Genomic DNA, 15124 nt, shown 5'->3' with positions numbered 1-15124 from the left:
TTCGAGATTTGAGCTGTCCATGCAAAAGCCCCAGAAACTCGCCCTTGCCTTCGTTGTCGTTCTGCTTGCCGCATCCGGCGGCACCTATGCGTATTTGAAATTCGGACGAGGCGATACGCTGCCATCAGGTATCGTTACGGGCAATGGCCGGATTGAGGCGACCGAGGTCGATATCGCCAGCAAAAGCGCCGGGCGGCTGGTGTCCGTCGAGGTTGGCGAGGGCGATCTTGTCACCAAGGGCCAGATCCTGGCGCGGATGGATACGGTGGAATTGCAAAGCCAGCTGCGCGCCGCAAAGGCCAAGATCGCCGAAGCCGAACAGAGCCGCGATGCTTCGGCCTTCAAACTGTCACAGGCGCAGAGCCAGTTCGATCTGGCCGACAAGGATCTTGAGCGCAAGCTTGTCCTGCTTGGCAAGGGCTTCGTCTCCGATCAGGCGGTGGATAGCCAGCGGCTGTCGCGCGATAGCGCCAAGGCCTCGGTCTCGGCGGCTGAGAGCACACTGAACAGCGTGCAGGCGACCATCGACAATGCCAAGGCCGAGGCCGATCGCATTGCTCAGACCATCGCCGATGCAACGCTGACGGCGCCGAAAGACGGACGGGTGCTTTACAGGCTTGCGGAGCCGGGCGAGGTACTGGCAGCGGGCGGCAAGGTGTTGACGGTGCTCGATCTGTCGGATGTTTATATGACGATCTATCTTCCGTCTGCGGACGCTGCGAAAACCGCAATCGGGGCCGAGGGCCGTATCCTGCTTGATATTCTGCCGGACCGGGCCATTCCCGGAACGGTGTCCTTCGTCTCGCCGCAAGCGCAATATACGCCGAAACAGGTGGAGATCCGCAGCGAGCGCGACAGGTTGATGTTCCGCGTCAAGATCAGCGCACCGAAGGAACTGGTGAAGCAATATCTGCCGCTGGTCAAAACCGGGATCACCGGTCTCGGCTATGTGAAGACCGATGCGTCCGCGGTTTGGCCGGATCGGCTGCAATCCGATCTGACGACAGCGCCTCTCGACCCCTCGGCTTCGAATACCCAACCTTCCGCCAGTAAGCCGTAAGCGGGGCAGCTATGGAAAACGCTGTCGAACTGGCAGGCCTGTCCCATTTCTATGGCAAGCGCCAGGCCTTGAGCGCCATCGACCTCACCATCGAGGCGGGATCGCGGGTCGCCCTGGTCGGGCCGGACGGAGTGGGAAAATCCACGCTTCTGGCACTGCTGGCCGGCGCAAAGAAAATCCAGCAAGGCCGGATCACGGCGCTTGGGGCGGATATGGCAAGCGCCGGTGCGCGCACGGATGTGCAGCCGCGCATTGCCTATATGCCGCAGGGCCTGGGCCGCAATCTATATCCCAACCTGACGGTCTGTGAGAACATCGATTTCTTCGGTCGGCTGTTCGGGCAGGGCGCGACGGAACGGGCCGGGCGTATCGACCGGCTGCTCAAGTCGACCGGGCTCGATCCGTTCGGTGACCGGCTGATGGGCAAGCTGTCGGGTGGCATGAAGCAGAAGCTTGGCCTGTGCTGCGCGCTGGTGCACGATCCCGATCTCCTGCTGCTCGATGAGCCGACAACCGGTGTCGATCCCTTGTCACGACGGCAATTCTGGGATCTGGTGGAGAGCATCCAGGCCTCGCGGCCCGGCCTGACCATTATCACCGCCACATCAGACATGGACGAGGCGAGCCGGTTCCAGCGCGTGGTTCTGCTCCATGAGGGCCGTATTCTGGCGGATGGCACCTGCGAGACCCTGCTGCAACAAACCGGGCGGAAAACCCTGGAACAGGCCTTCATTGCGCTTCTGCCGGATGCGGCAAAACAGGGCTATGGCGATCCGCCGCCCAGGCTTGCCTTCGTGGACCGGGGCGAGGTTGCCATCGAGGCCAAGGAACTGACCCGGTCATTCGGGGTTTTTACCGCCGTTGATCATGTCAGCTTCCGCATTCCCAAGGGCGAAATTTTCGGCTTCCTCGGTTCGAATGGCTGCGGAAAATCGACCACCATGAAAATGCTGACCGGGCTTTTGCCAGCCAGTAGCGGCGAGGCGCAGCTGTTCGGGCAGCCGGTTGATGCCCAAAAGGGTGCTGGCGATGCCCGCCGCCGTGTTGGTTATATGTCGCAGGGATTTTCCCTCTATGGCGAATTGACGGTGCAGCAGAATCTCAACCTGCATGCGGCGATTTTCGACCTGACCGAGGAGGCGGCCAAGGCGCGGATCGAGACCTTGGCACAGGAATTCGGCCTTCAGCCCTATTTGCAGTTCCTGTCGAGCGATCTGCTGCTAGGGGTGCGCCAGCGCCTGCAACTGGCCGTGGCGCTGATCCACCAGCCGGATATCCTGATCCTCGACGAGCCGACATCCGGCGTCGATCCGCTGGCGCGTGATGGGTTCTGGAATGATCTGGTGGAACAGTCGCGGCAAAACGGCGTGACAATTTTCGTGTCCACCCATTTTATGGCCGAAGCCGAGCGCTGCGACCGCATCGCCTTCATGCATGCGGGCAAGGTGATTGCCAGCGGTACGCCACAAGAGCTGAAAGAGCAGACCGGCAGTGCCAGTCTGGACGATGCCTTTATCGCCTACATGAAGGCGGGAGGGCGGCAGGAAAGCCTGACCGATGCAGCAACCCAGCCGCAGGCCGGTGCCGCGACGGCGGCCGAGAACTCTGCCGCCGCCCTGGTAAAAAAGGGGTTTTCGCCTGCCCGGCTGATGGCCTATGCGCGGCGCGAGGCGATGGAGCTGATGCGCGACAAGATTCGGCTCGGTTTCGCCCTGGCTGGCACGGCGCTGCTGATGCTGATTTTTGGCTACGGCCTGACGCTGGACGTCGATCACCTGCGGTTTGCCGTGCTCGACCGCGACCAGAGTGCCGAAAGCAGGGCCTATATCGATGCCTATGCGGCCTCCTCCGCCTTCACCTTGCAACCGTCCATCTCCGATGAAGCCGGGATGTTGTCGCGGCTGAAGGCCAATGACATCATGCTGGCGCTGGATATACCTGAGAAATTTGGCGCCGACCTGCGGGCTGGCAAGCGGCCAAATGTGCTGGCCATGCTGGATGGTGCCATGCCGTTTCGGGCGGAGACGGCGCTCGGCTATGTCTCGGGCGCTCACCAGCGGTTCTTGCAGGAGATTGTCCGTCAATCGGGCGGAACGATCCGGTCGGTGGCTGGCGTGGAAATGCGCTATCGCTACAACCAGGCTTTTCTCAGCCTGAATGCCATGGTGCCAGCGGTGATCGCCCTGCTGCTGGTGTTCATTCCGTCGATCCTGACGGCGCTTGGCGTCGTGTCGGAAAAGGAAATGGGATCGATCAGCAATCTCTACGTGACGCCGGTGACCAAGCTGGAATTTCTGCTGGGCAAGCAATTACCCTATGTGGCCATAGGCTTCATCAACTTCCTGATGATGTTCCTGCTGGCCGTCTGGCTGTTCGGTGTGCCGTTGAAAGGCTCTCTTGCCGGTCTATCGGTCGCCGCTTTCGTCTATGTGCTGGCGACGACCTCGATCGGTATTTTAAGTTCGACCTTCACCTCGACCCAGGTGGCGGCCCTGTTTGTCACCGCCATCGGCACGATGATGCCCGGCACGCAGTTTTCCGGCCTGTTGCAGCCGGTGTCGTCGCTGCAGGGGATGGGCCACGCCATCGGCCTGGTGTTTCCCACCACCTATTTCATGCGCGCCAGCGTCGGGGCTTTCACCAAGGGATTGGGCTTTGTCGAGCTGATGGGCTTTGTCTGGCCGTTGGCCCTGTTCTGGATTGGCGCTATCGGGCTCGGCTGGTCGCTGCTGCGCAAGCAGGAAAGGTAAGGGATATGGATCTTCGTACGGTATCTGCCCTGTTTCGCAAGGAACTGATCGGGCTTTTGCGCGACAAGGTGCTGATGGCCATGGTCATCTATGCCTTCAGCCTGGCGATCTATACCCAGGCGACTGGACTTTCCCACGATTTGCGCAATGCGACGCTGGCCGTGGTGGACCGCGATATGTCACAATTGTCGTCTTCCATTCTCGATGGTTTGATGCCGCCGCGCTTTCAAAAGCCGGTGGCAATCGCGCCCCAGGATGTCGACCGCGCCATGGATCAGGCGCGCTATACCTTTGTGCTGGATATTCCCGAACGCTTTGAGGCCGATGTTCTCTCGGGGCGCAGTCCCTCGGTGCAGTTACTGATCGACGCGACCGCGTTGATGCAGGCAGGTGTAGGCTCCAGCACCATCCAGCAGATCGTCAGCCAACAGGTCGGGCTTTATGCCCAGCGTGTGGGTGTGTCGAGCAGTCAGGCGGTGACGGTGGAAACACGGCTCGCCTTCAATCAATCGCTGAATTCGGATTGGTTTTCCGGCACGATGGCGCTGATCAACAATATTACCATGCTGGCCATCCTGCTGGCCGGTGCCGCTTTGGTGCGCGAACGCGAACACGGGACGCTGGAACATCTGTTGGTCATGCCGGTCAGGCCTGTCGAAATCATGGTCAGCAAGCTTGCGGCCAATGGTCTGGTCATTCTGGTCATGACGCTGTTTGCCATCGTCACCGTGTTGGTCAAGGTGCTCGGCATGCACATCACCGGTTCAATGACGCTCTACATGGCAGGCGTGGCGCTCTACCTGTTCTTCGTCACTTCTTTCGGGCTGTTTTTAGGGACGCTGGCCCGTAGCATGCCGCAACTGGCGCTGCTGTTCATTCTCACCGCTTTGCCGATGAATATCCTGTCGGGCGGGTTCACCCCGCTGGAAAGCCAGCCGCAATGGTTGCAAAACGCCATGCAGGTCTCACCCTCGACCCATTTCGTCGCCTTTTCGCAGGCCATTCTCTATCGCGGGGCTGGCTTCGAGGTGGTCTGGCCGCAGTTTGCCGCGACCTTCGGCATCGGCCTGGTGTTTTTCCTGTTCAGCCTTAGCCGGTTCAGGACGTTCATCGCCGCGCAGCAGTGAATGAACGTCCTGACCGGATAAAGATCAGCGCTTCATAGAGCGCGGATCGAGTGCATCACGGATGCCATCGCCGATATAGTTGACGCTGAGCACGGTCAGTGAAATCGCCAGCCCCGGCCAGATGGCGCGGGCAGGGGTGATTTGCAGGAAGTTTACACCGTCATACAGCAACCGGCCCCAGGTCGGAAAGTCGGAGGGGAAGCCGAGGCCGAGAAAGCTCAGGGCCGATTCCGTGATGATCGCCGAGGCGATGCCGAGTGTGGCCGAGACCATGACGGAGCTGAGCACATTGGGAACGATATGCTTGAGAATCACCCGGTATTCGCGCATGCCACTGGCTTTGGCGGCCAGCACGAATTCCTGGTTCTTCACCGTCAGCACATCGCCGCGCACGATGCGGGCGGTGTGCATCCAGCTGGTGATACCGATGACGAAGACGATCAGGATAAAAATCCCGGCTTCCGGGCCGAAGGCAGCGCGCAGCACATCACGAAACAGCATGGTGATGACGAGCAGCAGCGGCAGGATCGGCAGGGCCAGGAACAGGTCGGTGATGCGCATCAGCGGACCATCGATCCGCTTGAAATAGCCGGAGAGGACGCCGACCAGCGTGCCGACAAACAGCGAGATCAACATGGCGACCATGCCGACCGCCAGTGAGATCTGCCCGCCAGCCAGGACCTGTGCGAACAGATCATGGCCGAGATTGTCAGTGCCGAACGGGTGGACCCAGGACGGTCCCTGGTTCTTGTCGCGGATATTCAGCTTGTTGGGATCGACGCGGTGGATCATCGGCCCGACATAGACGGCCAGAACGATCAGCACGAAGACGACAAGACCGATCACCCCGCCGGTATGGCGGCGGAACTGGCCCCAAAGCTGGGCGCTGAAGGATTGCGAGCGGTCGGCTTTAGCCTGGGTGGCGAGGGTGGGCGCATCAGTCATAGCGGATCCTCGGATCGAGAATGCCGTACAACACGTCGGCAATAAGATTGAAGAGTACGATCAGCACGGCGAAGATGAAGGTCAGCGTCTGCACCAGCGGCAGGTCGCCGCTCTGGATGGCGGTGATCAGCAATTGGCCAAGACCGTTGACCCGGAAAATCTGCTCGGTGATGATCGCGCCGGAAAAGATTGTCGGCACGCCGAGCGCGATTACGGTCACTACAGGGATCAGGCTGTTGCGCAGCACATGCACCAGCAACACAGTCTTTTCCTTGACGCCCTTGGCACGCGCGGTGCGCACGTAGTCCTGATGCAGATTGTCGAGCATGGAAGCGCGCACGAAACGGCTGATCTGCGAGGTATTATAAAGCGTCAGCACCATGACCGGCAGAACCATCTGCTTGACCTGGGCGACGAAGCTTGTCCAATCGACGACCTGGAGATTGGTATCGTAGACCGAGGGAAACCAGTGCAGGGTCGAGGAGAAGATCACGATCAGCAGAACGCCGGTAAAGAAGGTCGGCACGGAATAGCCGACCATGGAAACGAAAGTGCCGATCTGGTCGAAGATCGAATATTGCTTGTAGGCGGAGATGACGCCAAGCGGAATGGCCAGCAGTACGCCGAACACATAGGACAGGCCGACAACCCAGAGTGTCTGCGGCATGCGCTGGACAATCAGGTCGACCACAGGGCTGCGTGTGGTCCAGGACAGGACCCGCAGGCGCTGGCCGGAGCCGACGGTGAGGCCGGTGATCTGCTCGAAAATATTCAGCGGCTCATTGATGAAGAACTGCTTCAGCCACAGGAAGAAGCGCACGATCATCGGCTGGTCGAGGCCAAGGGCGGCGCGCATCTGTTCGCGCACTTCCGGTGGGATCGTCAGCGGCAAATCGCCGAGCGGATTGTTCGGCGCCATCGCCAGCAGCGCGAAAATGATGAAGCTGATGATCAGCAGGGTCGGGATGGCAAACAGCAATCGCCGGATCGTATAGGTAAACATTATTTTTATATCTCCGGGCGCGCCAGGGAGGAGAGATGAAGCTGGAACGGGGCGTCGGCGCCCAGGGGGTGCCGACAACCGCCAGCTCACCGGACCCGCGTCATGCGGGTCCGGCAAGGCGCTTGTTACTTGGCGCGCGACCAGTCGGCGATGTTCCACAACTCGCTGTCCCAGCCGGTCATCTTGATGCCCTGGAGACTTGCGGCAAAGGCCGAAGGCTGACCGCGATAGACCAGCGGCAGATGCGCGCCGGCTTCCGTCAGCATGTCGTTGAGCTTCTTGACGATCTCGACGCGCTCTTCGATCTTGGCGGTCTGGGAAAGCTTGGTGACGAGTGCATCATAAGCTGGATCGCAATAGCGCGGCATGTTCTGACCCTGCCAGCCGTTTGCCGGGCTTGGGATCTTGTCGCACATCCATTCGGCCATATAGGCTTCCGGGTCGGTGCCGTCGAAATTGTTGGTGTACATTTCAACGTCGGCGTAGAATTTCTGGAACGTGTCCGGGCTGGACGGATCGCCGCCGAAGAACACCGAGGCTGAAACGTTGCGCAGTTCAGCGCCAACGCCGATCTGTGACCACATATCCTTGACCAGCGCCTGGGTGCCCTGACGGACGGAATTGGTCGAGGTCAGGTAGAGGAAGTTCAGCTTGACGCCGTTCTTGGCGCGAATACCGTCAGAGCCCTTTTTCCAGCCGGCATCGTCCAGCAGCTTGTTAGCACCGTCGATATCCTGCTTCAGGCACCAGTCATTGGTGTTGGACACATAGATATCCGGGCCGGGAACGATGTTGCAGGTCGGCTTGCCGGCGAGGCCGTAGCCAGCCTCGACAATCACGTCGCGGTCGATGGCCATGGAGAGCGCCTTGCGCACTGCCGGATCGGACAGGGACGGATGCGGGCCGCCTTCCTTGGTGGAGCGCTTGTCGCCCAGGGCCGGATCGGCATTGGTCAGGTTGATGTTGATACGCTCGACCTGACTGCCGAAAGCGGTGATGATCTTGCCCTTGCCAGCGGCTTCCATGGTTGCCAGCACTTCAGGCTCGACCTGCATGTTCCAGGCATAGTCGTATTCGCCGGTCTCCATCACGGCGCGGGCCGCCGACAGCGCATCGCCGCCGCCCTTCAGCGTTGCGGTTGCAAAGGCGGGCTTGGCCGGATCGCGGTAGTTTTCATTGGCGGTAAAGGTGATGACGTCGTTCGGCTTGAATTCCTTGACCTTGAAGGGGCCGGTGCCGATAGGGGCAAAGTTGGCAGCCGTGCATTCCGGCGCCTTAGGGCCGAGGCAATCATTGAACTGGGCCTTCTGGATGATCGGCGCCTGCGAGCCGACAAATGCGGAATAGGGATAGGGCTTTGGCGAGGTGAACGTCACCTTGATGGTCTGCGGATCAAGCGCTTCGACAGTCTTTACGCCGTCGTATTTCTGCTTCTGGGCGCAGCCGCCGCCGTCTGCCGTGCAATATTGCCAGGTGAAGATCACGTCATCGGCGGTAACAGGCGTGCCATCCGACCATTTGATGCCGTTCGACAGTTTCCAGGTGATGCTGGTCAGGTCCTTGGAGACGCCGCCGTTTTCCACGGTCGGGATGGTGTCGACCAGCTTGGGAACCAGTTCTCCCTTTTCGTCGAAGCCAGCCAGCGGCTCGATGACGATGGAGGATGCATATTGCTCCTTGGTGCCACCGGACAGATAGATGTTCATGGTGGACACGGCCTGCCAGAAAAGCATCTTCAGATCGCCGTCACTGCCGCGCTGGGCCATGGCTGGCGCGCCCGTCATCATCAATGACGCGACAGATGCCGCCAGAATCAACCGGATGTTACGCATGGTTTGCTGTTCCCTTGTTAATCTCGTGAACGAGAGTTTTCTTCTGGCAGCGCATGCAAGGACGCTGCCAATTTTCCCCATTGCCTTGATGGCATTGAATTTAAAGAGTGTATGGCCCTGTGATCCCCTCTGGGCCTAGTCGGATTGCCTGTCCTGATTTTTGGTTTGCCCAAATTTTGGGCTATAAAATCACAAGCTTATTTTTCATTCAAGATGGAAAATGCGTGACGATGCATCAACTGTGGATAGGGTACGGGCCAATACACCATTCAGCGGCAAGGCGCCCCAAGCATGCTGGCGTCAACGGTGCCAGCATGCTGCAATGCAATATGCGATCCTTGTCATGGATCTTACTTGCTACGGGTCCAATCTGCAACATTCCACAACTGCGAATCCCAGGGATTGAGCTTAGCACCCTTCAGCGTGTTCGAGATGGCCGAGGGTTCGCCGCGATTGACCAGCGGAATGACCAGGCCGTCATTGACGATCATGTCATTCAATGCGCGCACCAGTTCGGCGCGTTTTTCGGTGCCGGAGGTCTTGCGCAGCTCGCTCAGCAGCTTGTCATAGGCCGGATCGCAGTAGCGGGCGATGTTCTCACCCTGCCAGTTGTTGGTGGGTGAGGGGATCTTTTCGCAGGTGAAGCCGCCCATGAATTTTTCCGGATCGGTGCTTTCAAAGCCGCTGGCATACATTTGCACGTCGGCATAGAACTTCTGGTAGGTGTCGGGGCTGGCCGGGTCGCCGCCGAAGAACACCGAAGCGGAGACATTGCGCAATTCGGTTTCGACGCCGATCTGCGACCACATGTCCTTGACGAGAACCTGCGTGCCCTGGCGCACCGAATTGGTCGTGCTCAGGAATAACAAGGACAATTTCCGACCGTCCTTTACGCGGATACCGTCCGGGCCTTTTTTCCAGCCGGCCTCGTCCAGCAGCGTGTTGGCTCCGTCAAGATCCTGCTTTCCGCACCAGGTCTTGGCCTTGGAGGCGAAAATATCCGGGGCCGGGATGATGTTGCAGGTTGGCTGGCCGGCAGCGCCATAGCCTGCCTCAACGATCACGTCGCGGTCGATGGCGAGCGCCAGCGCCCGGCGGACCCTGGGGTCTGACAGGGCTGGATGGGGGCCGGCCTCCTTGGTGGAGCGCTTGGCGCCGAGGGCCGCATCGACGGCATAGGGGTTGAGTTGAATGCGCTCGACCGTGGAGCTGAAGGCCGATGTCATTGTGCCCTTGCCGGCTTTCAGCATGGATTCCGTCACTTCCGGCTCCACCACCGTATTCCAGGCAAAGTCATATTCGCCGGTTTCCAGCACGGCGCGGGCCGCCGACATCGCATCGCCGCCACCTTTCAGGGTAATGCTCGCAAAAGCTGGCTTGGCCGGATCGCGGTAGCGCGGATTGGCGTCAAACAGCACGACGTCATTGGCTTTGAAATCCCGGACGACGAAGGGGCCGGTGCCATGCGGCTTGAAATTGGCCTCGGTGCATTGCGGGGCTTTTTCGCCCAGGCAATCCTTGAACTGGGACTGCTGGATAATTGGCGAGAGCTGGCCGACAAAGGCGCTGTAGGGAAAGGGTTTGGGGGCGTCGAACGTCACCTTCACGGTCAGTGGATCGATGGCCTCCACTGATTTCACCCCGTCGAACTTGGCCGCCTGAGCGCAGCCGCCACCGGGCGCCATGCAATATTTCCAGGTGAACACCACGTCATCGGCGCTGACAGTGCCGCCGTCCGACCAGGTCAGGCCCGGCTTCAGTTTCCAGGTGATGGACGTCATGTCCTTGGCGATGCCGCCGTTGTCGACCGTGGGGATCTCGGCCGCTAGCCGGGTAAACAGATTGCCCTGCTCATCGAAACCGGCCAGCGGCTCGATCACCATCGAGGCGGCATAGACTTCCTTGCTGCCGCCCGACAAATAGGGGTTTAGGTTGGAAACGGCCTGCCAGAACAGGATCTTCACGTCGCCGTCCGTGCCGCGTGCGGCTATGGCAGGGGTGCTGACAAGTGCGCCCGTGGCTGCGAAAATGGCGGCTGCCGATAGCACCCTTAAGGGCCTGTTATATGTCATGGTTGCCGTGTCCTGCTTTGGTTGAGATGATTGCATTGCTTCGCAGCGCGGCGTCCAGAGTCAAGAACGCAGAGGTTTAATCTACCAACATAATAGATGGGATGATGGAGTGCCTTGGCATCTGAACGTGGCCCCAAGCAGTGGTCTGACTAAGTTTTGAGCCATTGCCATTTCAGGCTATTTTTTGTTCATTCATTGCATTTGCGACTTGCAAAACGCTGATGTTGATGAACAGTATGCCATCGAAAACCGGATGGGAACAGCAAAAAGAGGTCATTCATGCCCATTTTGAACCGTGCCAGCGCCTTGCAGGAAGAGGTCGCAGGCTGGCGGCGCCATTTGCACCAGACACCGGAACTGTTGTTCGATGTGCATCAGACAGCAGCGTTCGTCACGCAGAAGCTGAAGGAATTCGGTTGCGACGTGGTGGAAACAGGCATTGGCAGAACGGGTGTCGTCGGCATCATCAAGGGCAATCGCGGCGAGGGCACCACCATTGGCATGCGTGCTGACATGGACGCCTTGCCGATCACCGAAATAACAGGCGCCCCATGGGCCTCCACTGTGCCGGGCAAGATGCATGCCTGCGGCCATGACGGCCATACCGCCATGCTGCTGGGGGCCGCGAAGCACTTGGCCGAAACCCGTAATTTCGCGGGCTCGGTTGCGGTGATCTTCCAGCCAGCGGAAGAAGGCGGCGGCGGCGGCCTTGCCATGGTGCAGGACGGGATGATGGACAAGTTCGGCATTTCGCAGGTGTTCGGCATGCACAATGCGCCCGGCGTGCCGCTTGGCGATTTCGCCATTCGCAAGGGGTCGCTGATGGCGGCGTCCGATACGTTCGAGATTGTCATCAAGGGTAAGGGTAGCCATGCCGCCCAGCCGCATATGTCGGTCGATCCGGTGCTGGTTTCAGCGCATGTGATCATAGCCTTGCAATCGATCGTGTCGCGCGGCGTCGATCCGCTGGAATCGCTGGTCATCAGCGTCACCACCACCCATGGCGGCGATGCCTATAATGTCATTCCGATGGATGTGACCCTGACCGGCACCGTGCGCACTCTGCTGCCGCAGATTCGCGATTTTGCCGAAAAGCGCCTGCAGGAAGTGGCGAGCGCCACGGCCATGGCGCATGGCGCTATCGCCGAAGTGCATTATCATCGAGGCTATCCGGTCACCTTCAACCACGCACAAGAGACGGAGTTTGCCGCCTCGGTTGCCGCCAAAATCTCCGGGGAAAACCGCGTGAAGACCGACATGGCGCCGAAAATGGGCGCCGAGGATTTTTCCTATATGCTGGAAAGCCGTCCGGGCGCCTTCATTTTCCTAGGGGTCGGCGATACCGCCAACCTCCACCACCCGGCCTATGACTTCAATGACGAGGCCATTCCCTATGGCATCAGTTATTGGGTGGAATTGGCCGAAACCGGTTTGGCAGCCTGACAAGCTGTCCACGCTTTTATCGCTAGAATAATAAAGCACCCCGGTCCTGAGATCGGGGTCGAAAATCAGGGGAAGCACACCTATGGCTGACGATCACACCACCCAGAACGAGCTTGTTCAGCCGGTTCTGTCCGTGCGCAATCTGACCACTTCGTTTCGGATCGGCGATCGTTGGTCTTCGGTGGTGCGCAACATGAGCTTCGATGTCGCACCGCGCGAGACCGTCGCCATTGTCGGCGAATCCGGCTCGGGCAAAAGTGTGACATCCCTGTCGATCATGCAATTGCTGCCGAAGAATTTCAGCCGGATCGAGGGCAGCATCAAGCTGAACGGTCGCGAATTGCTGACGCTTGCGCCGGAAGAGATGCGCCGGGTGCGCGGCAATGATATTGCGATGATCTTCCAGGAGCCGATGACCAGCCTCAACCCGATTTTCCCGATCGGCAAGCAGATCGCCGAGGCCATCCTGTGCCACCGTGATATTTCCAGGGCCGAGGCGAAATCCGAAGTGATCCGGCTGTTGGAAAAGGTCCGGATTCCCAATGCCAAAAGCCGGTTTGACGAATTCCCCCATCAGTTTTCCGGTGGCATGCGCCAGCGCGTGATGATCGCCATGGCACTGGCCACCAAGCCGAAACTGCTGATCGCCGACGAGCCGACCACGGCGCTGGATGTGACCATCCAGGGCCAGATCCTCGACCTGATCAAGGTCTTGCAGGAAGAAGAGGGCATGTCGGTGCTGTTCATCACCCATGACATGGGGGTTGTGGCCGAGGTGTCCGACCGCACCATCGTGATGTTCCGGGGTGAAATGGTCGAAGGCGGCACGACGGACGATATTTTCAACCGTGGCCAGCATCCCTATACGCGGGCGCTTTTGTCGGCCGTGCCGAAGCTTGGTTCCATGCATGGCCATTCGCTGCCGATGCGGTTTCCGGTGATCGACATCAAGACGGGTGACACCCTGGTCGAGGAGGCGGAAGTCGGCGCCCTTGACATGGTGCCGCGCCCGATCCTCGAAGTGAAAAACCTGACGACCCGTTTTGCCATCCGCTCCGGCCTGCTGGGGCGTAGGTCTGGCGCCGTGCATGCGGTGGAAAATGTCAGCTTCGATCTCAGGCCCGGCGAGACCCTGTCGCTGGTCGGTGAATCCGGTTGCGGCAAGTCGACGACGGGCCGCTCGATCACCCGGCTGATCGAGCCGAGCAGCGGTACGATTGCGCTTGATGGTTATAATGTCATGTCGCTCGACAGCAGCACCCTGCGCAAGATGCGCCGCAGCATCCAGATGGTATTTCAGGACCCGTTTGCCAGCCTTGATCCGCGCATGTCGGTAGGCACTGCGGTGATGGAGCCGTTTCTGGAGCATAAACTTGGTACCAAGGAACAGGCGCGGGAAAAGGCTGCCGACCTGTTGCAGCGCGTCGGTCTCAGCGCCGATATGATGCGCCGCTACCCGCATGAATTTTCCGGCGGCCAGCGCCAGCGCGTCGCCATTGCCCGCTCGCTGATGCTCGATCCGAAAGTGATCGTTGCCGACGAGGCGGTCTCGGCGCTTGATGTCTCGATCAAGGCGCAGGTCTGCAATCTCCTGCTCGATTTGCAGGAAAGCTTCAATCTCGCCTATCTGTTCATTTCGCACGACATGGCGGTGGTGGAGCGCGTCAGCCACCGGGTGGCGGTGATGTATCTGGGTGAAATCGTCGAAATCGGGCCGCGTCAGGCAGTGTTCGACAATCCGCAACATCCCTATACCAAAAAGTTGATCGCCGCAGTGCCGGTACCCGATCCGGCGCGTCGCAATATCACCCGGCAAATGTCGACCGATGAAATCAAGAGCCCGGTCCGGCCCCTCGGCTATGAACCGCCAGCGCGCCATTACCGGGAAGTCTCGGCAGGTCATCTGGTACAGGAAACGGTGTAAGCGCCGCTCGCCCTTACGCCATCGTCTTGCCCTTGCGCTGGCGTCCGGGAGTTTCCATATGCCGTTCGCTGCGGAGCGCTTTTCGGGTTCCGTATCGACCTTTGAGGAGCGGCAATGGATCAGAGACTGGGCGGTGAAGCGGAGCAGACGGAGGCCCTGCCGCTTTCGCAGATCCTTTTTCGGATTGCCGAGGATGAAACACGGGCGCGGGTCTCTATTGGTGATATTTTCGAGGCGCTCGGCGACCGTGCTTTCGGCGCGTTGATCCTGATCTTCGCGCTTCCCAATATCGTGCCGACCCCACCGGGTACGTCGGCCATAACAGGCGCGCCGCTGGTCTTTCTGGCGGCGCAGTTGATGCTGGGCTGGCAGCCCTGGCTGCCGGGCTGGATCACCAAACGCTCGCTGGCGCGGGCCGATTTTTCCGCTATCGTCGCCAGGATCGTGCCCTGGCTTGCCCGGGGCGAGAGGCTGCTGAAGCCGCGCTTTGGCCTGCTGGTAAAGGGACCGGCGGAAAACCTTCTCGGGATCATGGCTTTTATTCTGGCCATCATTCTCGCATTGCCCATTCCGCTCGGTAATATCCTGCCTGCCATTGCCCTGTCGCTGTTTGCCTTCGCGCTTCTGGAGAAGGACGGGCTTTACGCGCTAGTGGGCAGTGTGGTGTTTCTTCTGTCGATTGTGGTTGTCGCGGGCGTGATTGTGGCGCTCGGCAAGGCGGCCTTATTGCTGTTCAGCATATCCTTTGGCTAAACCGAATTGCCTGGGAGTGAACCTGACGCTGCCGGAATGCTCGGAACGTTTACCGGGGCGTGTCTTACCATTCACTTGCGGTTCTTGGTTGCTAATCGACCATATGGCAAGTTTCGCGACAGCTTCGCTTCCTATCTTTCCCCATGATCGCCGGTCGAGCGTGTGTCGACCAAACGCTTTGTTGCTGACCTGCGTCGGCAATTACCACAATGGGG

10 protein-coding genes are annotated in these 15124 nt (G+C 59.7%); 6 read left to right on the top strand and 4 right to left on the bottom strand.

What is annotated here, in order from left to right:
• The first annotated feature begins 19 nt into the window (after positions 1 to 19).
• From ASB66_RS16820 to ASB66_RS16810, 3 genes are read left to right on the top strand one after another with little or no spacing between them, the layout of a single operon-like run.
• Positions 20 to 1060, top strand: a complete 1041-nt coding sequence (locus ASB66_RS16820; protein ID WP_060718366.1) for an HlyD family secretion protein — start codon at positions 20 to 22, stop codon at positions 1058 to 1060.
• Positions 1061 to 1071: 11 nt separating this feature from the next.
• Positions 1072 to 3810, top strand: coding sequence for a ribosome-associated ATPase/putative transporter RbbA (gene rbbA, locus ASB66_RS16815; RefSeq protein ID WP_060718365.1), 2739 nt, complete (start codon positions 1072 to 1074; stop codon positions 3808 to 3810).
• Between the two features lie 5 nt (positions 3811 to 3815).
• A complete protein-coding gene (locus ASB66_RS16810) occupies positions 3816 to 4937 on the top strand; it encodes an ABC transporter permease (protein ID WP_060718364.1) in 1122 nt (373 codons plus the stop codon).
• Positions 4938 to 4961: 24 nt separating this feature from the next.
• On the opposite strand, the gene ASB66_RS16805 is transcribed toward ASB66_RS16810, so the two are convergent.
• The 4 genes from ASB66_RS16805 to ASB66_RS16790 all read right to left on the bottom strand — a co-directional run bounded on the left by ASB66_RS16805 (position 4962) and on the right by ASB66_RS16790 (position 10765).
• Positions 4962 to 5882, bottom strand: coding sequence for an ABC transporter permease (locus tag ASB66_RS16805; protein ID WP_114386745.1), 921 nt, complete (start codon positions 5880 to 5882; stop codon positions 4962 to 4964).
• Positions 5875 to 6885 (bottom strand): ABC transporter permease, encoded by a 1011-nt coding sequence (locus ASB66_RS16800; RefSeq protein ID WP_015917205.1) that lies wholly within the window; start codon positions 6883 to 6885, stop codon positions 5875 to 5877. The genes ASB66_RS16805 and ASB66_RS16800 overlap by 8 nt, the downstream gene beginning before the upstream one ends.
• A gap of 125 nt (positions 6886 to 7010) precedes the next feature.
• Positions 7011 to 8717, bottom strand: a complete 1707-nt coding sequence (locus ASB66_RS16795; RefSeq protein ID WP_060718362.1) for a peptide ABC transporter substrate-binding protein — start codon at positions 8715 to 8717, stop codon at positions 7011 to 7013.
• A gap of 350 nt (positions 8718 to 9067) precedes the next feature.
• Positions 9068 to 10765 carry a peptide ABC transporter substrate-binding protein gene (locus tag ASB66_RS16790; RefSeq protein WP_114386743.1) on the bottom strand — a complete coding sequence of 566 codons (1698 nt, stop codon included), beginning with the start codon at positions 10763 to 10765 and terminating at the stop codon, positions 9068 to 9070.
• A 303-nt stretch (positions 10766 to 11068) separates the two neighbouring features.
• Here ASB66_RS16790 and ASB66_RS16780 point away from each other — a divergent pair, with 303 nt between their 5' ends.
• The 3 genes from ASB66_RS16780 (at position 11069) to ASB66_RS16770 (ending at position 14909) form a co-directional block, all read left to right on the top strand.
• Positions 11069 to 12232 (top strand): M20 aminoacylase family protein, encoded by a 1164-nt coding sequence (locus ASB66_RS16780; protein ID WP_060718361.1) that lies wholly within the window; start codon positions 11069 to 11071, stop codon positions 12230 to 12232.
• Positions 12233 to 12314: 82 nt separating this feature from the next.
• Complete coding sequence (locus ASB66_RS16775) at positions 12315 to 14156, top strand: ABC transporter ATP-binding protein (protein ID WP_060718360.1); 1842 nt, start codon at positions 12315 to 12317, stop codon at positions 14154 to 14156.
• A 114-nt stretch (positions 14157 to 14270) separates the two neighbouring features.
• Complete coding sequence (locus ASB66_RS16770; RefSeq protein ID WP_060718359.1) at positions 14271 to 14909, top strand: exopolysaccharide biosynthesis protein; 639 nt, start codon at positions 14271 to 14273, stop codon at positions 14907 to 14909.
• The last annotated feature ends 215 nt before the right edge of the window (positions 14910 to 15124 follow it).

This window comes from Gillisella vitis, assembly GCF_001541345.2.
Classification (GTDB): Bacteria; Pseudomonadota; Alphaproteobacteria; order Rhizobiales; family Rhizobiaceae; genus Allorhizobium; species Allorhizobium vitis.
This window is presented reverse-complemented; position numbering and strand designations above follow the sequence as displayed.

Coding starts and splice junctions, on each gene's coding strand:
- ASB66_RS16805 (WP_114386745.1), bottom strand. CDS start 5,882: ATGACTGATGCGCCCACCCTCGCCACCCAGGCTAAAGCCGACCGCTCG.
- ASB66_RS16810 (WP_060718364.1), top strand. CDS start 3,816: ATGGATCTTCGTACGGTATCTGCCCTGTTTCGCAAGGAACTGATCGGG.
- ASB66_RS16770 (WP_060718359.1), top strand. CDS start 14,271: ATGGATCAGAGACTGGGCGGTGAAGCGGAGCAGACGGAGGCCCTGCCG.
- ASB66_RS16780 (WP_060718361.1), top strand. CDS start 11,069: ATGCCCATTTTGAACCGTGCCAGCGCCTTGCAGGAAGAGGTCGCAGGC.
- ASB66_RS16795 (WP_060718362.1), bottom strand. CDS start 8,717: ATGCGTAACATCCGGTTGATTCTGGCGGCATCTGTCGCGTCATTGATG.
- rbbA (WP_060718365.1), top strand. CDS start 1,072: ATGGAAAACGCTGTCGAACTGGCAGGCCTGTCCCATTTCTATGGCAAG.
- ASB66_RS16820 (WP_060718366.1), top strand. CDS start 20: ATGCAAAAGCCCCAGAAACTCGCCCTTGCCTTCGTTGTCGTTCTGCTT.
- ASB66_RS16800 (WP_015917205.1), bottom strand. CDS start 6,885: ATGTTTACCTATACGATCCGGCGATTGCTGTTTGCCATCCCGACCCTG.
- ASB66_RS16775 (WP_060718360.1), top strand. CDS start 12,315: ATGGCTGACGATCACACCACCCAGAACGAGCTTGTTCAGCCGGTTCTG.